The organism is Streptomyces griseorubiginosus (assembly GCF_017614965.1).
Taxonomy (GTDB): Bacteria; Actinomycetota; Actinomycetes; order Streptomycetales; family Streptomycetaceae; genus Streptomyces; species Streptomyces griseorubiginosus_B.
Map to the genome: position 1 here is coordinate 1 of NZ_WVUG01000079.1, position 25,188 is coordinate 25,188.

Below are 25,188 nucleotides of genomic sequence, written 5' to 3' on the forward strand. Positions count from 1 at the left end.
GGGAAGGGGTGGTGCCCGGGCGAGGGGACGGTTTCGGTGTCGGCTGCGGCCGCGAGTGCTCGGGGCCCGTCGAGGTCCGTACCGCTGGATCCGCCGTACTCGTCGAACGGTCCGGCACCACCCGATGCCCCTCCAGGAAGTACGCGTACCAGGCCCGCACCGTCCGCAGATACGCCGCCGAGTGGTTGTAGCCGAGGATCGCGCGGTCCAGCCCGGCGGCCTCGGACAGGTCCCGCCCGGCCGCGCACAGATACCGCCCCGCAGCGAGCGCCGCGTCGAAGACGTTGTCGGGGTCGGACCGCCCGTCGCCGTTCCCGTCCGCACCCCACCGCGCCCACGTCGACGGGATGAACTGCATCGGCCCGACCGCCCGGTCGTACACAGCGTCCCCGTCGTACGCGCCACCGTCGGTGTCCCGCACGACGGCGAATGCACCGCCGTCCAGCCGCGGACCCAGGATCGGCGTCACCGTCGTTCCGTCGGAGGTCACCCGCCCACCGCCCGCCTGCGCCGACTCCACCTGACCGATCGCGGCCAGCAACTGCCAGCGCAGCCCGCAGCCGGGAGTGGTGCGGCCGAGCTCGGCCTCGGCGTGCCGGTAGGCGGCGAAGACGGTGGCGGGGACCGCGCCGCCCGTCGCCACCGATGCCGTGCCCGTGCCCTTGTGCCTGCGTGTGAGGGGCGGAAGATCCGTGCGGTACGGAGTGTCACCGGACACACTCGGCCCGTGCTCCGCGGTCTCCCGGACCGGCACGGCGGCCCGCGCCTCGGTCGCCGCCGGCGCCTGCGACGCCGTCAGCGCCGCCATCGCCGCCGCCGCGACCGCCGTAACCGTGACGCGTCTGCCCCTCTGCTCTGCCACGTCCCGATCCCCTCTCCATGAGCGGTGAGCTGCTCTCGACTGCTCTACGGGGATGGGCGGCACGTCCGTCGGTGTTGCAGCAGCGCCGCGAATTCTGAAACGCTCGGTGGCCACCGAGGGCACTGGCGTGCCGCTCGGCATGTCCGGCCGGGGCCAACCGCCACGACCGGGCACCCCCACGCGGACGCGTCAACGCCCCGCCGCCGTCACGGCCGTTACGATGGCGCACCGAGAAGGGCAGCCGGGTCGTGGACTTCTACCTCTGCCTGTCCGCCGCGATCGTCACACTCCGTATGCTCATACGCCATGCGACCCGGCGCTTCCAAGGACCCGCTGGGCACCCCCCTACGGCAGCGTGCCGGGCAGCGCGGCGGTCAGCAGCGACACGGCCGACTCCTGGCGCGCGATCGTTGCGGTGTCGAACGGCCCGGACCAGCTCAGCCCGTACTGGTTGGAGCCGTTGCGGTCGTAGGCGTAGGCGGAGCGTGCCTGGGCGGCGAGATACCCGCGGTAGGGGTGGCCGGGCAGCAGGGCGTCGAGTTCCGCGAGGTTGCGCGCGAAGATGCCTTTGAAGGCCGGCCCGTCGGAGCCGCAGCCCGCAGGTTCGCAGGGCTCGGTGAGGATTCCGCCCGGCGACAGCGACGGGCTCGTGATCACGGCGTCGGCGATCCGCCGGGCCTCGGCGAGGAGATCCGGCCGGTGGGTGGCCCGGTACAGCTCGGCGAGGCCGCCGAGGACGACCCCCTGGTTGTACGTCCAGGTGGTGCCGCCGTTGTTGTCGCAGCCGCCGCCCTGCGTGTTCAGGCCGTCGTTGACCAGGTGATCTGTGTTGATCATGCCGGTGCCGCTGAACCAGGCCCACGCCTGGCGGGCGCGGGCGAGGTAGACCGTGTCACCGGGGATCCGGTTGTGCAGTGAGGCGGTCAGCTTGAGGTACAGCTCGTTGCTGATGGCGTTCTTGTACGTCTTGCCGGGCAGGTCCCACCAGATCCCGCCGCCGCAGGTGTCGTCCCAGTACTGGCGCATATAGGCTTCGTCGGTCTTCGCGATGTCCAGGTACTGGCGGTCGTGGGTGAGGTCGTACATCCGGACCATGGCGAGCGCCCACCAGCCGGTGTCATCGGTGGAGTCCGCCCTGAACTCGCCGCCGCCCTGCGGCCACCACGGCAGCGGCTGCCGCTGCAGCGCGATGGTGTTCTTCACCTCGGGCAGGTAGGCGCGCGAGCCGGTCTTCACCATGTAGTCGAGCAGTGCCTGGAGGGCGTTTCCCGACTGCCACCATGGGGCGTCGGAGTCGAAGCGGCCGGTGCTCTCGTCGTAGAAGCCCATCATGGCCTCGACGGCCGCCGAGGCCTTGTCGTGTGCTGTGGTCACGGCACCCTGCGTCGTCGGGGGGACGGTGACGGCCTGCGCGGGGGCGGTCGCCGCCAGCAGGCAGAGGATCGCTCCGCAGGCCACGCCGCCCGCGGCCTTCCATGTTCTTCGGGTCCGTACTGGCATGTCGGTACTCCTAACGAGGGGTGATGCCGATGTGCTGGACCAGGTGACCGGCGGGCCGTGCTAACGCCCGCCGGCTCCGAAGACCGCCGCGACCTCGGGGACGCGGTCGACGTAGCCGTCGAGCAGACGGCGGCCCACGGTCACCGAGTCGACCAGGGGGTGGAGCGAGAACGCCTTGACGGCGTCGGAGCGGGAACCGGTCAAGGCGGCGCTGATCGTGAGCTGTTCGACCGCCTTGACCTGTTGCATCAGGCCCGCCTGGTGGAGGCCGGGCTGGGTGATGGACAGCGGGTGGACGCCGTTCGCGTCGACGGTGACCGGCACCTCGACGACCGCGTCCTGCGGCAGCGCGGACACCGTCGAGCCGTTCCGCACGTTGAGGATCATCGTCGCGCGCTCGTTACGGCTGATCGCGGCCATGACGGCGAGAGCGACGCCCGCATAGCCCTGATGCGCAGGGTCGGGCGTGAAGCCCTCCTCCGCCTCGGCCTCGCCCTGGACCGTGCCCTTGGCCTCGGCCATGTAGTTGGCGCTGCGGTTAGCCACCGTCTCCCGCCACAGCGGCACCGCCGCGCCGGCCGCCGCCTCGGTGACCCGTTCGTAGAACGCGGCCTGCTGCCGGGCGAGGAACTCGCCCCGGGTCTGCGGCGCGTCGAGGATGGACCGCACCGCGTCCCGGTTGAAGTAGTAGTAGTACAGGTACTCGTTGGGGATCACCCCGAGGTCGCGCAGCCACTCGCGGCCGAACACGACGCCCTCCTCCAGACCGCCCAGCCGCTCGTCGTCGGCGAGCAGCCGGGGGAGGACGTCCTCGCCGTCGTGCAGCACCCGCCGCATCCAGCCGAGGTGGTTGAGGCCCACGTAGTCGAACTGGGCCCTGGCATGGTCGAGTCCGAGCGAGGCGACGATGCGTCGTCCCAGGCCGGACGGCGTGTCGCAGATACCGAGCACCCGATCGCCGAGGACGCTCTGCATGGCCTCGGTGATCATGCCCGCCGGGTTGGTGAAGTTGATGACGTACGCGTCCGGGGCGAGTCGCCGCACCCGGTGCGCGATGTCCAGCATGACCGGGATCGTGCGCAGCCCGTACGCCAGACCGCCCGGGCCGGTCGTCTCCTGACCCAGGACGTCCAGGTCGAGCGCGACCCGCTCGTCGCAGATCCGGGCCGCGAGCCCGCCCACGCGGACGGCGGCGAAGACGAAGTCGGAGCCCTCCAGCGCCTCGTCGAGCGACGTGGTGGCCGAGACCCGCGGCGCGTCGGGAAACCCGTCGGCGAACTGGGCGAGGACCTCGGTCATCGCCTTCAGCCGGCCGGCGTCGGTGTCGTACAGCCACACCTCGTCGATCCGTGGCGATCCCTGGTCGTTCAGCAGGGCCTGGTAGACGTACGGCACACGGAATCCGCCACCGCCCAGGACGGTCAGCTTCATGCGGCTATCACCTTTCCGCCCGCCTGGCGGCAGAGCTCGAGTGTCCGGGGATCGGCGCCCCCGGTCGTGATCAGAACGTCGACGTCGGACAGCGAGCACAGCCGCAGGGACCCCGAGCCCGGGAACTTGGTCTCCGAGGCGACGAGGACCACACGGCTGGCGGCCTCGATCATCGCCTGCTTGATGGGGGCCTCGACGGCCATGTTGTCCACCACGTGGCCGTTGGGGCGCACTCCCGTGCAGCTGAGGAACAGCACGTCGGCGCTCACCTGGCGCAGCGCCTGCTCGGTGAGCGAGCCCACCAGGGACTGGTAGTTGCGGCGCAGGACTCCGCCGAGCATCACCAGCCGCACGGCCTCGTCGTCGCGCAGCTCGTCGAGCACCGCCACATTGCTGGTGATGACGGTGACCGGGCGGCCGCGCAGCCGGCGGGCGATCAGCGGCGTGGTCGTGCCGATGTCGAGCACGACCACGCTCTCGTCCGCGACCAGCTCGGCGGCCTGCTCGGCCATCGCCTCCTTCATCGCCCTGTCGTGCGAGGCGGAGACGTCGAAGGGCTCCTCGTCGGAGGGGGCGCGCAGGGCCAACGCGGCGCCCCCGTAGGTGCGGACGAGCTCGCCGTTGCGGTCGAGCTGTTTCAGGTCGCGCCGGATGGTCGACTCGCTCACCTGCAGCCGTTCGGCCAGCTCACGCACCGAGGCGACGCCCGTAGCCCTGAGCGAATCCACGATCCTCGCGTGCCGTTTGCTCGAAGTCACGCGGTGACCGTAACACCGGATGACTGACATCGGTCATACGGAAGCGGAAACAATCACGTTACTGACCGAACCTTGTCATGAGATGGCGGCGATGCTCATAGTTGAGCAACCGGATGGCGGCCCCTCGGGACGTTCCGGACGCAAAGAAAGGCGCTCTCGTGCTCGATGTGGTCTTCGCCGGCGAGGTCTTCTGCGACCTGGTCTTCGGTGGCACCCCGCACCTGCCCACGCCCGGCAGCGAGGTCTACGCCGACCGCTTCGCCGTCGCCGCCGGAGGCACGGCCACGCGCTGCGTGGCGGCCGCTCGACTGGGCCTGCACACGGGGCTGTTCGCGGTCATCGGCACCGACCTCTTCGGCGAGCACCTCGCCGCCGAACTCGGCGCCGAGAAGAACCTGGACCTGACCTGGCTGCGCCGCGACCCCGCCGTCCGCACTCCCGTCACCGTCGCCGTGACGAACGAGCACGACCGCGCCTTCATCACGTACGAGGAGGAGGGCGCCCGCCGCCCCGAGACCTGGCACGGCGAACGCCCCGACGTCCGCGCGCTGCACCTCGGCATCGCCCGTCCGCTGCCCGGCTGGGTGGCCGAACTGCGCGCCCGGGGTACCCGCGTGGTCGGCGGTGTCGGCTGGGACCCGACCGGCGAGTGGTCGCCGGACGTCCTCACTCGGCTGAAGGAGATCGACCTGTTCGTGCCCAACGCTGTCGAGGCGATGAGCTACACCCGCACCGCGACCGTGGAGGAGGCTGTCAAGGTCCTCGCCGACCTGGTCCCCGACGTCGTCGTCACCGACGGGCCGAACGGCGCGCTCGCCCTCGACCGCGCCACCGGCGACTTGGTCCGCGTCCCCGCCCCGCAGGTCACCGCCGCCGACCCCACCGGCGCCGGTGACGTCTTCACCGCGGCCCTCATCCATGGCGTGCTGCGCGACTGGCCGCTCGCCACCCGGCTCAGATTCGCCGGCATCTGCGCCTCCCTGTCGGTGCGCACACTCGGCGGGGCGAGCAGCGCGCCGCGCTGGGGCGCCATCCGCGAGTTCCTGCACCGTGTGCCCGACGTGCCGGAAGAGGACCGGGCGCTGATCGAGGCCGCCGCCCGCTGACGCACCGCGGCGGATGCCACCCGCCCCCCACCTGTCCCTCCTCCCGTCGTCCCGGTCGGCTCCAGGCCGTTGCCCGCCATCCGCTCCGCATCCCCTCATGCCCTGCCAGGACCCCACCCGTCAGCACCAGGAGGAGCACCCATGAGCGTCAGAACGCGCCCTCACCGGCACCGCCGCATCGCCGCCGCGCTCACCGTCGCCTGCCTGACCGCAGCCGCGGCCGCCTGCGCGCCCGGACCCAGCGGCGGCTCGTCCGCCGACAGCACGGACAACAGCGCGAAACCCGTCTCCACGGATCCCGCCAAGGCCGGGAAGGTCACCCTCACCGAGTGGGACCAGAACACCGACCCGGGCACGAACGCCTCCACCGCGGCGCTCAACAAGGCGTTCATGCAGAAGTACCCGAACGTCACCATCAAGCGCGTCTCCCGGTCCTTCTCCGACCTCAAGACAACGCTCAAGCTCGCCCTGTCCTCCGCCAACCCGCCCGACGTCGTCCAAGCCAACCAGGGCTACCCCGACATGGGCGCCTTCGTGAAGGCGGGGCTGCTGCAGCCCGTCGACCGTTACGCCAAGACCTACGGCTGGAACACCTCATTCCCCTCCCAGCTGCTCGACCTCAACCGGTTCAGCGCCGACGGCAAGACCTGGAAGACCGGCAACCTCTACGGCGTCTCCCAGACCGGCGAGATCGTCGGCATCTACTACAACAAAGCCAAGCTGCAGTCCCTCGGTCTGTCCGTGCCCACGACGCTCCAGGAGTTCGAGACGGCGCTGGCCAAGGCGAAGGCCTCGGGCCTGCAGCCCATCTCCTACGGGGACGCCGACAAAAGCCCCGGCATCCACATCTTCGGTGTGATCCAGGCCGCCACCGCCGGAAAGGACGGGGTCCGCAAACTCGTGTTCAACACAGGCGGCGCCAAGTGGACCGACCCCGGCACCCTGAAAGCCGCGACCACGCTGCGAAGCTGGGCCGACAAGGGCTACCTCGGCTCCGGTTTCAACGGCCAGAGCGAGGACCAGGCCGTGGCTTCCTTCGCCCAGGGCAAGGCGCTGTTCCTCGTGGACGGCACCTGGCAGGCAGCCGTCGTCGAGCCCAAGATGAAGCAGAACGTCGGCTTCACCGCGCTCAGCCCCGCCGCCGGGCAGCCTCCACTCACCCAGGGCGGCGAGGGGCTCGCCTGGGCCGTGACCTCCAAGTCCAAGCACCCGGACGTGGCCGCCGCCTACATCAACTTCCTCGTCGACCAACAGGGCATGCAGGTCTCCGCCGACCACGGCAACCTCCCCGCCCTGCCGCCCGCCGACCACAAGCCCGCCGCCGACAGCGTTTACGCCGGTGTCCTCGACGAGTGGAAGGCGGTCAGCCAGAAGGACGGCCTGCTGCCCTACCTCGATTACACCACCCCGACCTTCTACGACACGCTCACCGCCGGCGTACAGGAGTTGACGGCAGGTCAACTGACCCCCGCGAAGTTCACCGACCAACTCCAGTCCGACTACGCCTCGTTCCAGCAGAGCAAGTAGGGCCGTCCCCCATGGCTGTCACCGCACCCCGCCCGACGGCCCGCAACCGCCGGGCCGACGCCCCCAGTGGGCGTCCGGCCCGGCGCCGCGGCCGCATCCAGTGGAAGGGCTACCTCTACGCCCTGCCCGCCCTGGCCGTCCTCACCGCGTTCCTGCTGGTCCCGCTCGGCCAGCTGGTGCAGATCTCCCTCTACCACTGGGACGGCGTGTCCGCCTCCACCTGGGCCGGACTCGCCAACTACACGGAGATCGCCCGCAATCCCCAGCTGCGCGCCGGCTTCCTCCACTCCTTCGTCCTCATCCTCTTCTTCGCGGTCTTCCCCATCGTGCTCGCCCTGCTGCTCGCCGCCGTCACCACCCGCGCCTCCCGGCTGCGCGGCGTGTCGTTCTTCCGCGCCCTGATCTTCCTGCCGCAGGTCGTCGCCATGGTCGTCACCGCCACCGCCTGGACGGCCATCTACGCCCCCGACGGCATCCTCAACACCGCCCTGCGAACCATCGGCCTGAAGGCCGTGACCCGCCCCTGGCTCGGGGACTTCTCCACCGCCCTGCCCGCCGTCGGGCTCATCGGGACCTGGCTGGAGATCGGCCTGTGCCTGGTGCTGTTCACCGCGGGCATCGGCCAGATCCCCGCCGAACTCTACGAGGCCGCCCGGATCGACGGAGCGGGCGTGGTACGGGAGTTCTTCGCCGTCACCCTGCCGGGGCTGCGCGGGCAGATCACGGTGGCGCTCACCCTCACCGTCATCGCCGCGCTGCGCACCTTCGACCTGGTGTACGTCGCCACCCACGGCGGCCCGGGCAACGCCACCAGCCTGCCCGCGTTCGAGGTCTACAACCGGGCCTTCGGCACGGGCCAGGTCGGCTCCGCCTGCGCCATCGCCGTCGTCCTGACCGTGCTGATCCTGATCGTCACCATCCTGATCACCAAGCTCCAGCCGAAGGAGGACGGGACGTGATCTCGGGTCGCGAACGCCTGCTCAACTACGCCGTCCTGACGGTCTTCGCCGTTTTGGCCATGGTCCCCCTGCTCGGCGTGGTGACGTCCGCACTGACTCCGGCCGCGCAGTCCTCGCCGTCCTTCACCTGGCCGAAGAGCCTGGACTGGGGCAACTTCGCCACCGCGTGGAACGAGGGTCACTTCGCCGCGTATCTGCGCTCCAGCGTCCTGGTCGCCGTGGTGGTGGTCCTGATGACGGGGGTGCTGGCGATCCTCGCCGGCTTCTCCTTCGCGCACTTCACCTACCCGGGACGGCAGCTGCTGTTCTACGTCACCCTGGTCGGACTGATGGTGCCGCCGGAGGCCTTCGTCATCCCGCTGTACTTCAACCTGCGCGGCGCCGGACTCACCGACTCCTACTGGGCGCTGATCCTCCCGCAGACCGCCCAGTCCCTCGCCTTCGGCGTCTTCTGGATGCGCAACTTCTTCCGCTCGGTACCGGTCAGCATCCTTGAGGCCGCCCGGCTCGACGGCGCCTCGGACTGGCGGATCCTGTGGCGGATTCTGGTCCCCGTCGGTCGCCCCGCCCTCCTCACCATGGCGATGCTGGTGTTCATGTGGACGTGGAACGAGTTCCTGCTGCCGCTGGTGATGATCACCGACGAGAACAAGCGCACCGCCCCACTGGGCCTGGCGTTCTTCCAGAGCGAGCACACGACGCAGTACTCGCTGCTGGCCGCCGCGTCCATCATCGTCGCCCTGCCGGTCGTCGCCCTCTACGTCTTCCTGCAACGGCACTTCATCGCGGGCATGCTCTCCGGTGCGGTCAAGGGGTGACGCACAGTGGTGTGGGCGGTATGACTGACGACACCGATCAGGCGTTTGGTGGTGGGCGGCCGTCCCAGCGGTAGCGCCGGGTCGCATGGCGAATGAGCATACGTGGGACACCATTGCCTGCTCGCCGGCGGCCTTGAGAGTGGGCACGAGCCACCACACCGCTTCGCGGCCAGGCCGCCGCTCTGCAACGGCTGCGCGTCGACCGGCAGCTCGAAGAAGCCCTCTCCCATGGCCCCGACCCCCTCCACCTCGCCGAGGTCGTCGGACTCAATGCGAAGACCATGATTCCCTACACGGACTTCGCGCGGGCGCTGTTGGAAATGGCCGCTGAACAGATGAAGGCAATCATGAGCGAGTGACCTCGACCGAAGCAGCAGCCACCGCCCTACAGGACCATGCCGTCGTCTGGAACATGGGCGAGATCCACGCAACCGACGTCGTCACCGCTGCCTGTGATGCACTCGTTGCAGGCCTCGACAGTCCTGCCCTGCGGATCTTGGCCGCGTGCACACGCGCGGAGGCGGATTACGACGTCCCCGACCTCCTTCCACCGGCACTCGACGAACTGGGCCTCACCGTCCACCCAGCGGGCACTGTTGCCGGACACGAGGCCGCCGCGCGAGCACTTGCCGCCCGGATGTTGGCCGGCGACACGGGCCGACGCGTTCTAGGGCCTCAGGGCCAGATGAACTTGAGTCGGCTGGGTAGACCTCCAGGTACGCACCGATCGCGCGATTCGCCACCGCTGGACGCTCGTCAACTGCGCCTTCTCCTTCTGCCGGAACCAGTGGTTCGTGCCAGCCCAGGCTTTGGGCCAACGCTCGCTTGGTGAGTCCGGCTGTCTTTCGGATTTCGGCCAGACGTTGTCCGAGCGCCTTGCGGGCTTCCTGGAGGCTCGAAGAGGGCGATGTCATGTCGGTGCGGCCGTGCTGCTCGGGATGTCAGAACAGCTCGAAGGCCGCATGGGGCGTCGCGCGCTGCCACACGGCCTCGAAGGCCGACTCGCAAAGCTTCGCCACCTCGGGGTCTTCGGTGAGCTCGACCTCCATGTTTTCGCCCTCGCCGTCGAAATGGTTGACGAGGACGAGGTGAGAGTCGAACAGCCAGAAGTCGTTGCCCGGAAGCGCGATGTCGGTCGCGGAGCGCCGCGAGAGCCACCGCACTCCTTCGCCAGCCGCGATGTTCAGCCCCTCCGTCACCTCGTGCTCGAAGCGGATGTACTCGCTGACCGGTGTCGACACGACGCGCGCGCGTCGCACCTCGACGCCGCGCGAGGTCGCCTCCATGACGATGGCGTGCCAGTCCGCCCAGCACTCTGCGGGGTCGAGGACCACGCCAGCCTTCCAGTCGATGAAGGCCGGGTCCGACTTCATGTAGGCGTCGCGCATCTCCAGATGGACAGCCGTCCTCTGGCAGTCGCGGAACAGCTCCTCAAACGTCGGGGGCCTCATCATCCCTCTTCACCTCCAGGAAGAACTGCACCATGCGCCGGGGGATCTCCACCACCGACTCGTGGCCGGGGATGTCCAACTGCCCGAGGCGCTCGGCGTCCTCCACCTTCCATCCCTGCACGAGGTAGCTGTCCTTCTCCTCGTCGAGGTAGATGGTGGGCGAGCCGCCACTCGGGCTCTCCGGGTCCTTGCCGAGCCTGCGCAGGGTCATGATGTCCTCCTCGGGTGCCGGTAAGGATCCCTGTGCCAGAGCTTGCCCTCGACGGGGCGGCCGAGCGAGGAACTTGCCCAAACTTGCCAGAACTTCGGCTGGAGAGCGCACGCGGGTGACCTGGTCGGCGGGAGGGGGGATGTGGCTTCGATCCGAGTCGTCTGACCAACAGTTCGTGGTTGGGCGCGTTGTTTGTGGGGCAGTTGGAGCACTGATATCAGCAGTTTTGGCCTTCGCTGCCGCAAGGTCACGTGCAGGTGTGCTGGGCTCTGCAGGCCCGCACGACCCGGCCAGGCGCGGTCGCCGCGATTTTCGCCGGCCTAGAAGCCTGCACCCTCCAGCCCGGCCTGCTCTTCCCCCAGGCCGGCCGGGCCATGGAGATCAAGCGCCGCCTTACTCACCGCAAGACCGGCAAGGTCGAGACAAAGACCGTCTGCGCGATCACCAGCCTGCGCCGTAGCAGGCCAGTGTGCCGCAACTCGCCCAAATCGCACAAAACCACTGGTCAGTTGAAGTCCTCCACCCTGTCAGAGACGTCGCCTACGGCGAGGACGCCTCAACCGAGTCGCACGGGCACCGCACCCGTGTCATGGCCACTTCGCGCAACCTCGCCATCGGACGAATGCGTCAAGCAGGCCGGACCAACATCGCTGCCACAAACCATCGCTACCGGTCGCGCCGCCAGCACGCAACGGCCGTGCTGCAACTCAGAGCGCGAGAACGCATCCCTCCTGCATCGGTGCCCCGTACAGCGAGGGCGCTGGCGTTACTGCGCAGATTGCGACGCCGCCGGACCGGTCGACCGCGGTGGCGACCGCACACTCGACAGGGGCCTCCTGACGGACGTCTCCGACCACGGCGACCGCGGACTCACCGGCCTCCTCGATCGTGGCCCGTGCAGTGTGCACTGTACCGGGCGTTGCGGGTTGGGCGTGTCGGTCTTGGACAGGTGGGCCGGACCCTTGTGTTCTCGCGGTTGCTGATTTTTGTGGGATGACTTCATGCACCGGATTCATGGTGCTGGCTCAAAACATTCATTGGACGATGGCATCTGGCATGGATATTGTCGCTCATATCAATAGCGTGTAATGGTAACGCGATGCTGCTTCCTTCGGCCGCCCGAACTCGCTCCTGCCAAGAGGGAATTGCTTGATGTCAGCATGACCGACTGTACCGATATATGAATGCGGCCTGTTTTCACTTTCGGGTTTGAAGCAGTACGGAATCGAGCGCGCAGGGTTGGTTCCCTACCTGGAAACGAAGACGGTCTTCTCGGAGTCGCGCCACGGGATTTCGCCGTTTGATGCGATTCCGGCGATCGATCGCCGGGACGGGAGAGTCGACCAAGCGCCGCTACGCACATCCTCACCCATCCCAGATGACGGAGATGAACACGTGAACGCAGTATCCCCGGCACCTCAAGGCGCTCGCATCCTGATATCCGGTGGCACCGTGCTGACGATGGATCCGGAGGTCGGCGACCTCGCTGTCGGTGACGTGTTGATCGAAGACGGAAAAATTGCGGCGGTCGGGGAGAATCTCGACGACCGCGCCGTCGGCGCCGAGGTCGTCGACGCCAAAGGCAAGATCCTGTTGCCCGGCTTCGTGAACAGCCACATGCACATGTACCACACACTGGGTCGCGCGCTGATCGCCGACGGCGGGTTCGACGCGTACGTGGATACGATCACCGTTGGACCGGACAGTCTGGATGCGGCGCACCAGCCGGAGGACGTCCAGCTTGCCGTGCTGGTGGCCGCCCTGCAGCAGCTCAACGCGGGTGTGACGACGACCGTCGATACCTCGCACTACCAACCGACACCGGCACACCGGGACGGGATCATCGCCGGTCTTCAGGAGAGCGGCCTGCGCGCGGTGTTCACGTACTGGGGAGGGATGGCCGCCGAGTGGACCGACTGGGATGATCTGCCCCGCGTACGTGCCGAGTACTTCGGTTCCGACGATCAACTGGTCACCCTTGCTCTCGGAGGCAACCCCGACGTCGCTGTCTGGCGAGCAGGGCGCGAGCACGGCCTGAACGTCATAGCGCACGCACGCAGCGAGGCAGGGGCCGAAGCGATTGCTCGGGGGCGCGAGGAGGGGATCCTCGGACCCCATATGACCTTCATCCACTGCACCGACTTCGACGACATCTCCTTTAAATACATCGCGGACAGCGGAGGTGCCGTGTCGATCGCTGCGCCCATCGAGTTGTCGATGGGACAAGGACTCCCGCCGTTCCAGCAGTCCCTCGACCACGGCATTCTTCCGAGCTTGAGCAGTGACGTCGAAACGAACATGGCCAGCGACATGTTCACCGTCATGCGTAGCGCATTCACCTCACAGCGTCACGAGATCCATACCCGAGCCCTCGCGGGCGACAGTGACGTCCCTGCGCTGCTGACTTCAGCACAGCTGCTCCGGTCGGCCACCAGTGCCGGCGCCGCCGCCGCTCACCTCGACAGCATCGGCAGTCTCGCTCCGGGTAAACGCGCGGACGTGGTCGTCCTTGATGCGAGGTCGATCAACACAATGCCGCTGAACTCGGCCGCCCAGGCGGTCGTGGCACTGATGGACACCAGTAATGTCGAGCATGTCCTGGTGGACGGCGTCCCGCGAAAGTGGGCGGGACGCCTCGTCGGTGTGGATGTGGGCAAACTCGCGCGCGAGGTGGAGACCGCGCGTGATGGCCTCTTCGCGCGAAGCGGCAAGCACGTGCCTCTGGTCTAGGTATCGGCAACCGTCGCGCCGACGGCTGCGGTCTGTCGACGCGGCGGACCGCTACTCAATACCAATCCGGTCGGCCGATCCTCGTCCACCGCGGCAGCGAGAACGAGTCTGCTCTCGAACCAGGCTCGCGCAGGATCGTGCGCGCCCCGCGGATTCCAGACCATGTCGACCCCCCACGCCGGCACCTCGATCGGCAGCGGCCACGTGCGGACCAGCCCGACGTCGGCGAACTGTCGGGCAAGCGACTTCTGGACGACTGCGATGCAGTCGTCCAGCCCAATCAACAACACGGGTAGCTGAAGGCAGTCGTGCACCTGACCGCGCACCACCCATTCCAGCCCCTGACTCTCCATGGCCAGATAGGGCGGCGTCCAGCCGTCGACCTCGCACACGACATGCGGGCATCGGCGGAGATCGGACACTGTGGGATCGCCGTCGAAGGTTGGGCCGTTCCGACCACTGACCACGACGAACTCGTCGGTGAAGAGCCGCTTCCGGCGCAGCGGGGACGCGATATTGCTGGGCAGCAGTGTCAGGTCCACGTCCGGCCGCTCGTGGAATGTTCCCGATTCGACCAGTGGCGACGTTTGGACGGTGACACCGGGAGCCTCCGCAGCCAGCCGGCGAAGCAGGGACGGAAGGAGCACGACCGCCGTGGAGGAGGCGAGAGCAACCCGGAAACGGCGAACAGCCCTCTCCGGGTTGAACCGGGTGTTGCCAAGGATGTCCTGGTCTACCCGAGTTAGCAGTTCGGTCAAGGGTCCGAGCAGCGACTCGCCCCGCGGTGTCAACTGCAGCGACGGGCCGACCCGGGCGAGCAACTCGTCGTTGAACAGTTTGCGACAGCGCCTGAGGCTGTGACTCATGGCGGATTGAGTCAGTCCGATCCGCTTCGCTGCTCGCGTCACGCTCCGTTCTGCGAGCAGCACTTGTAGCGAGACCAGCAAGTTCAAGTCCACGGTCGCTAGCCGAGCCAGTTCCTGCCGCGCCGTATCAACATCGACAGAGGACACGGTTCACCTCTTTCATCGCTGTATTTCCGGGGTCCGAGGACCGATGTACGCGGCTATGCTCGAAACGCTCCTTGAGCGCCTGTTGGTCGACGTTGTTGCTCCCGGTTCAGTGGGCTCGGCCCGTCTCGCCGGCCCGCTGTCCCAACCCTCAACGGCTCGTTGTGCACCAACGGCTAAGACCGCTGGTGAAGCGCTTCCTGAGTAATGGGCTTGCAGGGATGAGTAGGAACCGGTAGCTCGCCACAGCCACCTTTGCCTGCCGCGTGGTGGGCGGGGCAGGCCCACTTTGGTAACTCGCGTCATCTCGGCTGCCGCGGGTCCTTCGTACTGGCCGGAAGGTGTCGGCGCGGTTCTGGTGGTTACCAGTGCCAGCGGCCTTCAGGGGTGTTGCGGTGCCGGGCCATACACCCGGCGGTAGTCGCGGACGCGCCGCTTGCCCCGCAGGACCACCGCGCCGGGAGCCGAGGCTGATCACTAGCAGGTCATTCGCCTGTGTAGGTCGCCTTGCCGGGGCTGTCTCGGAGGAACGAGGCGACCGCGTGGCGCAGGTCGTCCGTGGCGAACAGGGCAGAGGAAACCGGCGGCACGGCGTCATCCGCGGCCCGCACCCCGTCGCGGACCGCTGTGGTGACCAACCGCTTGGTTGCCGCGTGGGCACAGGTGGGGCCCGCGGCAAGGCTGCGCGCGAACTCCCGCGCCGCTTCGGGGAAGTCCTCATCGGGCAGGACGCGGTTCACCACGTTCCAGCGCTCCAAGGTCGTTGCCGGATAGCGTTGTCCGGTGTAGACCAGCTCTCTGGCTCTGGCCGGCCCGGCGCGCTCGGCCAGACGCTGAGGCCCTCCCATCGAGGGCGTCAGCCCTATGATGCTCTCCACCAGCCCGAACGAGGCGGTCTCGGCGGCCAGCAGGATGTCGCACCCCAGAGCGATCTCGAAGGCCGCCGTGAGGGTGAGCCCGTGTGCGGCGAAGAGCGTGGGGACCGGCAGGTCCTCCAGTGTCTCGACGATCCGCAACAGCCGCTTGAACAGGGTCCCGGCACGCTGTGTGGCAGTGGGGCTTTCCACGATCTCGGCGAAGAGCGCCACATCGACGCCACCGGAGACGACCTTGCCCCGTGCCTCCACCAGCACCGCCCGGGCCCGACCCCGACGCGCCGGGTCGGTGACGGCAGCAAGTTCGTCGACGACCTGCTCCCATGCGGTGAACACCACCTCGTTGAAGAGGTTCAGTGGTGGATTGTCGAGTATGACTACCGCGAGGGCGCCATCACCTTCGTACTCGATGCGGACCGGTGATGTCATGGGCGTCATCCCTTCCAAACCATTGGTTATTTGTGTTCACCGATCGTCGTAACGGCGCGCTTGGAGGAGCTCGAACTCCGAGTCGGTGCACGGCAGTTCAGGTAGCCGGAGTAGCCGAAGACCTGCCGCTTGCCGTGTCTCAGGTGCAAGTCACCTCGCAGAGCCGGGTGGAGTCTGAACCGATTCGGCCTGCGTCGGTGCGACGACCAAGCGGCTGATTACGACGGTGGTCCCCGACGCGGTACGAACGCGGACGAGGCCGTGCCGAAGGCTTCCGGTAACCCCTTCGCCCGGTTATCGTCCGGGGTCTGCAGGTACCGGCCGCAAGCGTGAACGGTCACTCCACCCGCGGCTGATCCACGAACAGGTCCAGCTCGGGATGCTCCCCGCCGCCGTAACGTGCCAGGTCCGTGATTCCGGCTTGGGCCAGGACGTCAGCGTCGATGAGGGTCTTGCCGGTCCATTCGTGCGGCGGGCGGGAGAGTAGGGCGAGGGCCGCGTCCGCCATGATCTCGGGGTTTCGTGACCGGGAAGCGCTCTCGCTGCCAAGGACGTTGGTCACGGCGGCGGTCGCGATCATAGTTTGGGGCCAGAGGCAGTTCGCGGCGATGCCGTGGTCGGCGAACTCGGCTGCCCAGCCGAGCGTGAGCAGTGTCATGCCGTACTTGGAGAGTGTGTAGGCGGGGTGGGCGCCGAGCCAGCGCGGAGCGAGATTGAGGGGTGGTGACAGGGTGAGGATGTGGGCGTGGTCGGACCGCTTCAAGTACGGGAGGCAGGTCCGAGTCAGCAGGAAGGCGCCCCTGGTGTTGACCGACTGCATGAGGTCGAAGCGTTTGAGGGGGAGTTCCTCGGTGCTTCGCACGTCGAGGGCGCTGGCGTTGTTGACGCAGATGTCGATGCCGCCGAACCGATCGAGGGCTGTGGCAACCGCCCGTTCGACATCGGCTTCGTCGCGGACGTCTCCGACCACGGCGACGGCCGACCCACCGGCCTCCTCGATCGTGGCCACCGCGGTGTGCACGGTGCCGGGCAGCCTCGGGTCGGGGGTGTCAGTCTTGGCCAGGAACACCGCGTTGGCGCCTTGGCGGGCGGCAGCGGTGAGGATGGCGAGACCGATGCCGCGGCTGCCACCGGACATCAGGATGGTCCGACCCTTCAGTGATGTACCCATGCGGGTGCTCCCGTCGTCGGTGCCGTAGTGGGTGTGTCAGTGGCCGGTGAAGTGCGGGGGGCTTCCCCGGGAAGGCGAGAGCGCCTTCCGGAGGTCCTGATCCGTGGGCAGCAGCCGAAACAGCTTCGATGGCGGCGCCCAGAACGCTGCCGTCTGCTTTCCGCCCGCGCTCAGGAGGGGCGACGGACATCGCGCCAACCAGGGTGCCGCCCGGGCGCGAGCTCCACCATCACCGTGACGACTGAGATCGGCGTGCATCCCGGCCCGTGCCCGAGAGGAACTCGTCGCTGGACCCGTATGCACCCGGTCAGTCCCTGAGTTGGCCTTACACGCCTGGGCCCGTGTCCCCGGGGCCCGCTCCGTGCCGGAAGCAACGTCCTGCCAGGGACCCATCACAGGCGACGGCGGACACCACGAAGTCGGCCACCGATTCGGCCACCTGCTCGGCGGTGTGTGGGCCCTCCGGCTGGTACCACTGGTAGATCGCGTTGGCGGTGGAGAACATCTCGATGGAGGCCAACCGGGGATCGATCAGCCGGCACACCGCGTGCTCCTCCATGCCATCGGCGAGCAACTGACGGACGAACGCCTCGACCTGGTCCCGAACCTCGACGATCTCCTCGCGCCGGCCGGCGGACAGGTGGCGCAGGTCCCGGTAGATGAGCGTCGACTTCTCCAGGTCATCCGTGTTGATGCGCACGTGCCAGGTGAAGTACTGCCGTAGCCGCTGGAGGGCTGGCCCGTCCAGTGCCTGGGCTCGCCGCAGGGTGTCCCGGGTCAGATCGTGCGCCTCGCGGATGATCGCATGCAGCAGGTCTTCCTTGTTCTGCACGTAGTGGTACAGGCTGCCCTTGGTGATGCCCAGGGCGGCCGCGACGTCCCCGACCGAGGCCTCGGAGTAGCCAAGGCGGTAGAACACCCCGGCCGCAACGTCGATCACCTCCTGCCAACGACGGCTGGTCGGGCTCTGGTTGGCGGTCTTTCGCCTCTCGGCCGTGGTCATCGTCCTTCTTCCATCTGCTTGGTCCTGAGCGTAGTACCGGCGCCTGGATGGGGGAGGCGAGCCACCTCACGTTCCCAACCGGCCGTCCGGTTCCCAACCGGCCGTCCGGCTGGTAGCGTAACCCGCGCCGGAGCGGGAGTGAAGCCCGCTTCAGGCGACGGTCGCGACCAAACCTCCGCTACGGGACGAGAAGAGGGGTCATCGGTGAGCGCCCACAAAGCAACCACAAGCCCTGCCCTTTCTGCTACCGGGAAGGGCATCTGCCCGGAACCGTGTCGGAGCACCACACGTTGCTGACGACATTCGCCGCCTGCCGTGTCCTTCGCAAAGGCGGAGAGATCGCGATTGCGGCCGCAGGCCATCTCGGGCTCCCGTAGCGATCCGGAGGAATCGGCTGAGGCCCTGTCAGTTGGCGAGTGCTGTGCCCCAAATCGGGCTGCAGGGACGTATGCGGCTGATGCCACCTGCTTCCGAGCCCTCTACGGTGAGACCGCCAGGGCGTTCTTCCTGCCCTCCCCTGCCACGACCGTAACGCCGGAAGCGCCGATCTGCTCGGCAAAGGACACCACGGTTGTCTGCACGTGCCCGCGTACATCCAGTGCCTGACGCGCTGTCCGAGGCCCGCCAGCCTGAGTCTTCGTGACAGCCCGAGGGCGCCCGAAAAGGAGCAGTCCGGAACATGAACGACGCCGTCTTCAGCGTGCCCCCTGTCACCGGCACACAGCCAGGGTCGACATCGAGAGACAGGGAGTGGGTGCGATGAGCGTGATAGTCACGGACGTACTCGTGGTCGGTGCCGGACCGGCCGGGCTCGCGTCCTCTGCTCTGTTGGCGCGTCAGGGCGTGTCGGCGATCACGATCACCAAGTACCAGGCGACGGCCAACGGGCCGCGTGCGCATCTCGCCAACCAGCGAACGGTCGAGATCATGCGCGACCTCGGCATCGAACGCGAGGTGTACAACGGCGGCTACAAGATGGTGGAGGTCCCGGACATCGTCTGGACCACCAACCTCTCCGGCCGTGAGCTCTCGCGTCGCCGCGCCTGGGGCACCAGGACCGACCGGAAGGGCGAATACGAAGCGGCCAGCCCGTGCCAGATCACCAACATCGCTCAGAACTATTTGGAACCGGTCATCCTGAGCCGTGCCATGGCGCTCGGGGCGGACATCCGCTTCAATTCCGAGCTGACCGAGGTCACCCAGGACGCGGACGGGGTGACCGCGACGGTGCTGTACCGCCCCACCGGTCAGGAGTACACGATCCGCGCCCGCTACCTCCTGGGGGCGGACGGCGGACGCTCCACGGTCGCCGCCCAGGCCGGATTCGACTTCGAAGGACAGGGGAAGCTCGGGTACGCCGTCAACGCCTACATCGAGGCCGACCTCAGCCACCTCCTCGCCCACCGCCCGGGCATCCTGTACTGGACCAATCACCCGGGCAAGGAGTACTTCTTCGGGTCGGGTACGTTCGCCCTCGTCCGCCAGTGGAACGAGTGGCTGGTGCAGTTCAGCTACGACCCCACTTTCGACCCGATGGACGCCACCGAGGAGACGATCCTTCCGCGCCTCCGCACCGCGATCGGCGACCCCGACGTCCCCGTGAAGGTCAGGGGAGTCGGCGCGTGGGAGCTGCAGGAGAAGATCGCGACCTCGTACCGCAAGGGGCGGATCTTCATCGCGGGCGACGCGGCCCACCGCCACAACCCGTCCAACGGGCTCGGAGCCAACACCTCGATCCAGGACTCGTACAACATCGCCTGGAAACTCGCCGCGGTCCTGGGCGGCCATGCCTCCGACGCGCTCCTGGACTCCTATGAGGCGGAGCGGCTGCCGGTCGGTCGGCAGATCGTCGCGCGCGCCACCGCGTCCATCGGCTTCGTGGCCGCTCTCCCCACCCATATCGGGATCAGCGCGGGGCAGTCCGAGGAGGAGGGCTTCGCGGCCATCGACACGTTCCTGTCGGCCACTCCCGAAGGCCGGGAGCGGCGGCAGAACGTCCTGGAGGCACTGGACGTCTGGGACTACGGCATCAACACCCATGGTGTCGAGATGGGGCAGCGTTACGTCTCGGCTGCCGTCGCCGACGACGGCACTCCCATGCCGGCCTACGAGCGGGACGAGGAGCTGTACTACCAGCCGACCACGCACCCGGGGGCGTACCTGCCCCACGCGTGGCTGGACCACCACGACACCCGGGTCAGCACGCTCGATCTGGTCCCGGCCGACACGTGGACGGTCATCACGGGCAACGACGGTCAGGCCTGGGTGGACGCGGCTGAGCGGCTGTCCGAGGAACTGGGCTTTCCGATCGCCGCGGTGGCGGTCGGTCTGGGCCTTCCGCACGCCGACGTCTACGGGGACTGGGCCAAGATGCGGGAGATCACGGACGGAGGGTGCCTCCTGGTCCGGCCGGACAAGTACATCGCGTTCCGGGCGAAGGACGTGACCGACGACCCTGCCGCCGATCTCCGCACCGCTCTCACGAAGATCTTGCATCCCGATTCCTGACACGGCAGTCCACGGGTCCGATCGCCGCGCCGCTCAGCAATCGGACGACTGGCCTGATGTCTTTCGACGCTGAGGACGATCATGACGGTGTACGACACCAAACCCTGGCTTGCCCGCTATGACTCGGGTCAGCAGGCCACTGTCGCACTCGAGCACGACGACGCGCTGGCCATGTTCCGGGCCACCGCGAAACGTACTCCGGGCAGCGACGCGATCCGCTACTTCGACGGACGGATCAGCTTTCGGGAGCTCGACGAGCTGTCCGACGCGTTCGCCGCCGGAATCACCGACGAGGGCTTTACGCCCGGCGAGCGCGTGGCGATCTACTGCCAGAACGTCCCGCAGTTCGTCATCGCCCAGATCGGCACGTGGAAGGCCGGGGGCATCGTCGTGTCGATCAACCCGATGAACAAGGCACGCGAACTCACCGAGCTGCTCACCGACTCGGGAGCGTCGGTGCTCGTGTGTCTGCAGTCCCTGCACCGGGACGTCGCGGCCGCGGTTCTGCCCCGTACATCGGTGCGCACCGTTGTCACAACCTCCGAGCTCGACCTGCAGACCCGCGACGACGCCCGGGTGTTCGCCGGCGTCGAACGCCTCGACTGTCCGGGCACGACCGATCTGCTGGACCTCCTCGCGCGCTACCGGGGGCAGCCCGCGCCGGCTGCGAGCCTCCGCGCCGACGATGTCGCGCTTCTGACGTACACGTCCGGCACGACGGGGCCGCCCAAAGGGGCGATGACCACTCATCGCAACATCGTCTTCAACGCCACCACCTACCGACAGTGGATAGACATCGGCTCCGCCGACGTCGTGCTCGGCATAGCGCCCCTGTTCCACATCACCGGCCAGATCGGCCATCTCGCGCTCTCGCTTCTGACCGGCGCGCCCCTCGTCCTGATGTACCGGATGGACCCGGGGCTGACCCTCGACACGGCCCAGGCGGAGAAGGCCACCTTCACGGTCGGTTCCATCACCGTGTTCATCGCGCTGATGAACACTCCCGGCGCGGACCGGGCGAAATTGGCGACGCTGACCAAGGTGTACTCCGGAGGCGCCCCCATCCCTCCGAGTACGGTGACGGCTTTCCGGAAGACCTTCGGGACGTACATCCACAACATCTACGGCCTCACCGAGACGACCTCGCCGACGCACATCGTGCCCTTCCATGCTGAAGCGCCGGTCGATCCGGTGTCCGGTGCGCTGTCGGTGGGCGTACCCGCCTTCGACACCGACGCACGGATCGTCGATGACGAGGGCAACGAACTACCCGTGGGGGAGACCGGCGAGCTGGTGGTGTCCGGACCACAGGTCATGGCCGGCTACTGGAACAAGCCCGAGGAGACGGCGTCGGCCCTGCGCCCCGACGGCTTCCACACCGGTGACGTCGGCCATATGGATCACGACGGCTGGTTCTACGTCGTCGACCGCAAGAAGGACCAGATCAACGCGGGCGGCTACAAGATCTGGCCCCGGGAGGTCGAGGACGTCCTCTACGAACATCCCGCCGTCAGGGAGGCCGCCGTGGTCGGCGTCCCCGACGCCTACCGCGGCGAAACGGTCAAGGCCTTCGTCTCGCTCAAGGCGTCCGCCACGGCCTCCGCCGAGGAACTCATCGCCTTCGCCAAGGAACGCATGGCCGCCTACAAGTACCCCCGCCAGATCGAGATTCTCGACGACATCCCCAAGACCGTCAGCGGCAAAGTGCTCCGGCGCGAACTGCGCGGACGCGGCTGAGCGAACCCACCAGACCCCGTCCCGAACGCTGAACAACCGAAAGAATGGTCATCCCCATGAAGCTCGCCACCGTCCGTGTCAACGGACAGACCCAGGCCGTCGTGATCGACGGCGAAGACGCCGTCGAGGTAGGCGCGCCGGATGTCGGCGCGTTACTGTCGGACGACGCATGGCGACACCAGGCCGCGGGGGCCCGCGGTCCGCGGCACGACGTGACCACGCTCGACTACGCCCCGGTGGTGCCGCGCCCCTCGAAGATCATCTGCGTGGGTCTCAACTACCGTGCTCACATTCTCGAAGTCGGCCAGCCGCTCCCCGAGTACCCGACTCTGTTCGCAAAGTTCACGCCGGCTTTGATCGGTGCCTTCGACGACATCCACCTCCCGGACGTGGTCGAGCAGATGGACTGGGAGGCGGAACTCGGAGTGGTCGTGGGCACCCATGCCTACCGGATCGACGAGGCAGGGGCGGAAGCGGTCATCGCCGGATACACCGTCTGCAATGACGTGTCCGCGCGGGACTGGCAACTCCGTACCGCGCAGTGGCTGCAGGGCAAGACCTTCGCCGGCACCACCCCTGTCGGCCCCTGGCTTGTGACCCCCGACGAGGCCGGCTCGGTCCACGAGATCACCTGCGAGGTGGGCGGAAAGCTGATGCAGAAGGCCATCACCGCCGACCTCGTCTTCGGACCGGCGCAGCTCGTCTCCTACATCTCGACGATCCTGCCGCTCGAACCCGGCGACCTCATCATGACAGGCACCCCTGGCGGGGTCGGCCACGCCCTGTCTCCCCAGCGCTGGCTCGCGGACGGCGAGGAGGTCGTCACCCGGATCAGCGGAGTCGGTGAGTGCCGCAACGTCTGTCGGCGCGGCTGACCGCCGTGCGGACGGCGCGATTCACCTCCTGACCCCATCGCCCCAGCTCCCCGAGGAGATGAGCCATGGCTCGCATGCAGTTCATACGCCCGTTCGATGAGACCAAGACGTTCGATACCGGATTCCCCGGCTACCGAGCCCAGTTCGTCTCGCATCTGGAGAGCGCGCTGATCGTCGCCAGTCACATCGAGTCCGGCGGTTGCGGTCCCAGCCTGCACTATCACCACAGCGACCAGCTGTACTACCTGATCCGCGGATCGATGAACGTCCGGCTCGGTGAGGAGGTGCACCGGATCGACGCCGGGACCCTGGTGTTCATCCCGGCCGGACTCGTCCACTGCAACTGGAACGACGGGGACGGCACGGAGACCCACTTCGAGATCATCGCCCCGGCACCCACACCCGGGACCCAGATCGCGCTGCTCGTGGACAAGCCGGAGGACGTTCCCGCCGACCGGCGCAACGTTGTTCCGGGCTTCGTCAAGGCAGTTGACGCGTCCGCCATGGCCGAACCGATGCCCGGATTCAGGATCCTGCCTCTGGCGGACCCGGACTCCGGTTCCTCGAACCTTGCCATCAACTACGCCGAGGTGGGCCCGGGCAAGGGAGGGCCGGGCACCCACATCCACGAGTTCGACCAGTACTACTTCGTCCTCGAAGGTGAACTCACCATCGAGGTGGCCCTGGAGAAGCACACCGTCGGCCCGGACACGCTCATCATCCTTCCGGCCGGTGTACCGCACCGGCAGTACAACGACGGCGACGCGGTGGAGAAGCATCTGACCCTCCTGGCCCCGCCCCCCGAGGACGGGCGGCCCTGGGACCGCGGTGTGACGTTCGAGCCCAACGGCGAGGGACTCGTCGGCGTCACCACCGCCCGCCACGACCAGGAGCCGGATGCATGACCGGTCTGTACCGCGGATACGGACCGCGCCCGCCCGCGCTTCCGCTCAAGCGCGGCACCGTCGACTTCACCGACGATGCGGGCGTCAGCGCCATGCTGCAGCTCCTGGGCGACGCCGAGCTGCCCCCCGTGGAACGAACCGCACGAGAGCCGTTCGTCGGCATCACGACCAACGGCACGCCGGAACGGGGACTGTTCTCGCTCGGAGACGAGGGTGCCAGCGGCGCGGACGCCGCACGGGCGGCCAAGGACTACCTCGCCGGGCTCGACCGTCGGCAGCGGTCACTGGCGGCACTGCCCATCGACGCCGACGAGTGGCAGCTGTGGAGCAACGCCTTCCTCACCTTCCCCGAGCACGGGCTGCTTCTCCAGGAGTTGGAGGACGGGCAGCGCAAGGCCGCATTCGCCGTGATCGAGGCATCCCTGAGCCCGGCGGGCTTCGCGCAGGCACGCGAGGCGATGCGGCTCAACGGCGCGCTCGGCGAACTCGTCGGGGCCTACCACGACACGCTGACCGAGTACTGCTACTGGTTCACCCTCTTCGGGACACCGGGCCCTGAGGACCCCTGGGGATGGCAACTTCAAGGACACCACATCGACCTGCACTGCCTGTTCCTCGGCGGTCAGGTCGTTCTGACACCGGCCTTCCTCGGCTCGGAGTTCGAGGGGGAGAACCTGTTCGGCGAACACCAGCGACTGGCCCGCGAGTTCATGGACTCGCTCGACACTGCCCAGCGCGACCGGGCCCTGCTGTACGGCTCCATGCTCGCCGCCGACCTGCCCCACGAACTCGCGGGAGCGGTCGACGGCCGGCACCGGACCGGCGCGGGCCGCGACAACATCGTGCTCCCCTCGGCCGGACTGCCCGGTGACGCGCTCCGCCCCGGCCAGCGAGAACTCCTGCTCAGACTGGCCGACCCCTACCTCGCGAACCTGCCCGACGCCCCCCGAGCCCACCGCCGCGCCCACGTGGAGCGCCACCTCGACAGCACCCACCTCGGCTGGATCGGCACCTGGGAAGAAGGAGCCCCGTTCTACTACCGGTTCCACAGTCCCGTACTCCTCGTCGAGTACGACAACCACCCCGGGATCTTTCTCGACAACGACGAACCCGAACCCTTCCATGTGCACACGATCGTGCGCACACCGAACGGGGGCGACTACGGCAAGGACCTCCTCCGCCAGCACTACGCCCGGCACCATTCCTGAAACCGAAGGGTGCGCCGGGGAACAGCCGTAGGCCCCGAAAGAACTGAGAATACGAGCCCGCCAGCATTCGGAATGACTCGTTCAGGCATCGTCCAGAGCTGCGGGAATGAAGAT

20 protein-coding genes and 1 pseudogene are annotated in these 25,188 nt (G+C 67.9%); 11 read left to right on the forward strand and 10 right to left on the reverse strand.

What is annotated here, in order from left to right:
* Positions 1-862 (reverse strand): lytic transglycosylase domain-containing protein (locus GRC12_RS17230; RefSeq protein WP_308286566.1); only part of this gene is annotated, 862 nt, incomplete at its 3' end.
* Positions 863-917: 55 nt separating this feature from the next.
* On the opposite strand from GRC12_RS17230, the pseudogene GRC12_RS45625 reads away from it, so the two are divergent.
* A pseudogene (locus GRC12_RS45625) lies at positions 918-1,212 on the forward strand (hypothetical protein); the annotation flags it as partial.
* Here the strand turns inward: GRC12_RS45625 and GRC12_RS17235 are convergent.
* Genes GRC12_RS17235 through GRC12_RS17245 form a run of 3 tightly spaced genes read right to left on the reverse strand, consistent with a single transcriptional unit; the run spans position 1,208 to position 4,551 of the window.
* Positions 1,208-2,362: a glycoside hydrolase family 76 protein gene (locus GRC12_RS17235; protein ID WP_208780177.1), complete on the reverse strand. Its 1,155-nt coding sequence runs from the start codon at positions 2,360-2,362 to the stop codon at positions 1,208-1,210. The pseudogene GRC12_RS45625 and the gene GRC12_RS17235 overlap by 5 nt on opposite strands.
* Positions 2,363-2,422: 60 nt before the next feature.
* Entirely contained in the window at positions 2,423-3,793 is a 1,371-nt protein-coding gene (locus GRC12_RS17240) for a 6-phospho-beta-glucosidase (RefSeq protein WP_208780178.1), read from the reverse strand.
* Positions 3,790-4,551, reverse strand: coding sequence for a DeoR/GlpR family DNA-binding transcription regulator (locus GRC12_RS17245; RefSeq protein ID WP_308286567.1), 762 nt, complete (start codon positions 4,549-4,551; stop codon positions 3,790-3,792). Before GRC12_RS17245 ends, GRC12_RS17240 begins: the two co-directional genes overlap by 4 nt.
* Positions 4,552-4,709: 158 nt before the next feature.
* Between GRC12_RS17245 and GRC12_RS17250 the strand changes: the two genes are divergently transcribed.
* From GRC12_RS17250 to GRC12_RS17265, 4 genes are all read left to right on the forward strand, one after another.
* Positions 4,710-5,657, forward strand: a complete 948-nt coding sequence (locus GRC12_RS17250; RefSeq protein ID WP_208780180.1) for a carbohydrate kinase family protein — start codon at positions 4,710-4,712, stop codon at positions 5,655-5,657.
* A 141-nt stretch (positions 5,658-5,798) separates the two neighbouring features.
* Positions 5,799-7,184, forward strand: coding sequence for an extracellular solute-binding protein (locus tag GRC12_RS17255; protein WP_208780181.1), 1,386 nt, complete (start codon positions 5,799-5,801; stop codon positions 7,182-7,184).
* 11 nt (positions 7,185-7,195) lie between these two features.
* A complete protein-coding gene (locus GRC12_RS17260) occupies positions 7,196-8,143 on the forward strand; it encodes a carbohydrate ABC transporter permease (protein WP_208780182.1) in 948 nt (315 codons plus the stop codon).
* Positions 8,140-8,961 carry a carbohydrate ABC transporter permease gene (locus GRC12_RS17265; RefSeq protein ID WP_208780183.1) on the forward strand — a complete coding sequence of 274 codons (822 nt, stop codon included), beginning with the start codon at positions 8,140-8,142 and terminating at the stop codon, positions 8,959-8,961. Before GRC12_RS17260 ends, GRC12_RS17265 begins: the two co-directional genes overlap by 4 nt.
* 941 nt (positions 8,962-9,902) lie before the next feature.
* On the opposite strand, the gene GRC12_RS17270 is transcribed toward GRC12_RS17265, so the two are convergent.
* Both GRC12_RS17270 and GRC12_RS17275 read right to left on the reverse strand, forming a co-directional pair.
* Positions 9,903-10,415 (reverse strand): DUF6879 family protein, encoded by a 513-nt coding sequence (locus GRC12_RS17270; RefSeq protein ID WP_208780184.1) that lies wholly within the window; start codon positions 10,413-10,415, stop codon positions 9,903-9,905.
* Positions 10,393-10,623 (reverse strand): hypothetical protein, encoded by a 231-nt coding sequence (locus GRC12_RS17275; protein ID WP_208780185.1) that lies wholly within the window; start codon positions 10,621-10,623, stop codon positions 10,393-10,395. The genes GRC12_RS17270 and GRC12_RS17275 overlap by 23 nt, the downstream gene beginning before the upstream one ends.
* A gap of 1,209 nt (positions 10,624-11,832) precedes the next feature.
* On the opposite strand from GRC12_RS17275, the gene GRC12_RS17280 reads away from it, so the two are divergent.
* Positions 11,833-13,353 (forward strand): amidohydrolase family protein, encoded by a 1,521-nt coding sequence (locus GRC12_RS17280; RefSeq protein WP_208780186.1) that lies wholly within the window; start codon positions 11,833-11,835, stop codon positions 13,351-13,353.
* Here GRC12_RS17280 and GRC12_RS17285 read toward each other — a convergent pair.
* The 4 genes from GRC12_RS17285 to GRC12_RS17300 all read right to left on the reverse strand — a co-directional run bounded on the left by GRC12_RS17285 (position 13,350) and on the right by GRC12_RS17300 (position 17,841).
* A complete protein-coding gene (locus GRC12_RS17285; RefSeq protein ID WP_208780187.1) occupies positions 13,350-14,366 on the reverse strand; it encodes a LysR family transcriptional regulator in 1,017 nt (338 codons plus the stop codon). The genes GRC12_RS17280 and GRC12_RS17285 overlap by 4 nt on opposite strands.
* Positions 14,367-14,848: 482 nt before the next feature.
* Entirely contained in the window at positions 14,849-15,667 is an 819-nt protein-coding gene (locus GRC12_RS17290; RefSeq protein WP_244373032.1) for an enoyl-CoA hydratase/isomerase family protein, read from the reverse strand.
* A 337-nt stretch (positions 15,668-16,004) separates the two neighbouring features.
* A complete protein-coding gene (locus GRC12_RS17295; RefSeq protein ID WP_208780189.1) occupies positions 16,005-16,838 on the reverse strand; it encodes an SDR family oxidoreductase in 834 nt (277 codons plus the stop codon).
* Positions 16,839-17,163: 325 nt separating this feature from the next.
* A complete protein-coding gene (locus GRC12_RS17300) occupies positions 17,164-17,841 on the reverse strand; it encodes a TetR/AcrR family transcriptional regulator (RefSeq protein WP_208780190.1) in 678 nt (225 codons plus the stop codon).
* Positions 17,842-18,600: 759 nt separating this feature from the next.
* Between GRC12_RS17300 and GRC12_RS17305 the strand changes: the two genes are divergently transcribed.
* The 5 genes from GRC12_RS17305 to GRC12_RS17325 all read left to right on the forward strand — a co-directional run bounded on the left by GRC12_RS17305 (position 18,601) and on the right by GRC12_RS17325 (position 25,074).
* The gene (locus GRC12_RS17305; protein WP_208780191.1) at positions 18,601-20,349 is read left to right on the forward strand and encodes an FAD-dependent monooxygenase; all 1,749 of its coding nucleotides are present in this window, start codon (positions 18,601-18,603) and stop codon (positions 20,347-20,349) included.
* 81 nt (positions 20,350-20,430) lie between these two features.
* Positions 20,431-22,086 carry an AMP-binding protein gene (locus GRC12_RS17310; protein WP_208780192.1) on the forward strand — a complete coding sequence of 552 codons (1,656 nt, stop codon included), beginning with the start codon at positions 20,431-20,433 and terminating at the stop codon, positions 22,084-22,086.
* Between the two features lie 56 nt (positions 22,087-22,142).
* Complete coding sequence (locus GRC12_RS17315; protein WP_208780193.1) at positions 22,143-22,961, forward strand: fumarylacetoacetate hydrolase family protein; 819 nt, start codon at positions 22,143-22,145, stop codon at positions 22,959-22,961.
* A 65-nt stretch (positions 22,962-23,026) separates the two neighbouring features.
* The gene (locus GRC12_RS17320; RefSeq protein ID WP_208780194.1) at positions 23,027-23,866 is read left to right on the forward strand and encodes a cupin domain-containing protein; all 840 of its coding nucleotides are present in this window, start codon (positions 23,027-23,029) and stop codon (positions 23,864-23,866) included.
* Complete coding sequence (locus GRC12_RS17325; RefSeq protein ID WP_208780195.1) at positions 23,863-25,074, forward strand: DUF3500 domain-containing protein; 1,212 nt, start codon at positions 23,863-23,865, stop codon at positions 25,072-25,074. Before GRC12_RS17320 ends, GRC12_RS17325 begins: the two co-directional genes overlap by 4 nt.
* Positions 25,075-25,188 lie beyond the last annotated feature (114 nt).

Coding starts and splice junctions, on each gene's coding strand:
- GRC12_RS17255 (WP_208780181.1), top strand. CDS start 5,799: ATGAGCGTCAGAACGCGCCCTCACCGGCACCGCCGCATCGCCGCCGCG.
- GRC12_RS17295 (WP_208780189.1), bottom strand. CDS start 16,838: ATGGGTACATCACTGAAGGGTCGGACCATCCTGATGTCCGGTGGCAGC.
- GRC12_RS17320 (WP_208780194.1), top strand. CDS start 23,027: ATGGCTCGCATGCAGTTCATACGCCCGTTCGATGAGACCAAGACGTTC.
- GRC12_RS17270 (WP_208780184.1), bottom strand. CDS start 10,415: ATGATGAGGCCCCCGACGTTTGAGGAGCTGTTCCGCGACTGCCAGAGG.
- GRC12_RS17240 (WP_208780178.1), bottom strand. CDS start 3,793: ATGAAGCTGACCGTCCTGGGCGGTGGCGGATTCCGTGTGCCGTACGTC.
- GRC12_RS17290 (WP_244373032.1), bottom strand. CDS start 15,667: ATGACATCACCGGTCCGCATCGAGTACGAAGGTGATGGCGCCCTCGCG.
- GRC12_RS17325 (WP_208780195.1), top strand. CDS start 23,863: ATGACCGGTCTGTACCGCGGATACGGACCGCGCCCGCCCGCGCTTCCG.
- GRC12_RS17310 (WP_208780192.1), top strand. CDS start 20,431: ATGACGGTGTACGACACCAAACCCTGGCTTGCCCGCTATGACTCGGGT.
- GRC12_RS17275 (WP_208780185.1), bottom strand. CDS start 10,623: ATGACCCTGCGCAGGCTCGGCAAGGACCCGGAGAGCCCGAGTGGCGGC.
- GRC12_RS17300 (WP_208780190.1), bottom strand. CDS start 17,841: ATGACCACGGCCGAGAGGCGAAAGACCGCCAACCAGAGCCCGACCAGC.
- GRC12_RS17315 (WP_208780193.1), top strand. CDS start 22,143: ATGAAGCTCGCCACCGTCCGTGTCAACGGACAGACCCAGGCCGTCGTG.
- GRC12_RS17260 (WP_208780182.1), top strand. CDS start 7,196: ATGGCTGTCACCGCACCCCGCCCGACGGCCCGCAACCGCCGGGCCGAC.
- GRC12_RS17235 (WP_208780177.1), bottom strand. CDS start 2,362: ATGCCAGTACGGACCCGAAGAACATGGAAGGCCGCGGGCGGCGTGGCC.
- GRC12_RS17305 (WP_208780191.1), top strand. CDS start 18,601: ATGAGCGTGATAGTCACGGACGTACTCGTGGTCGGTGCCGGACCGGCC.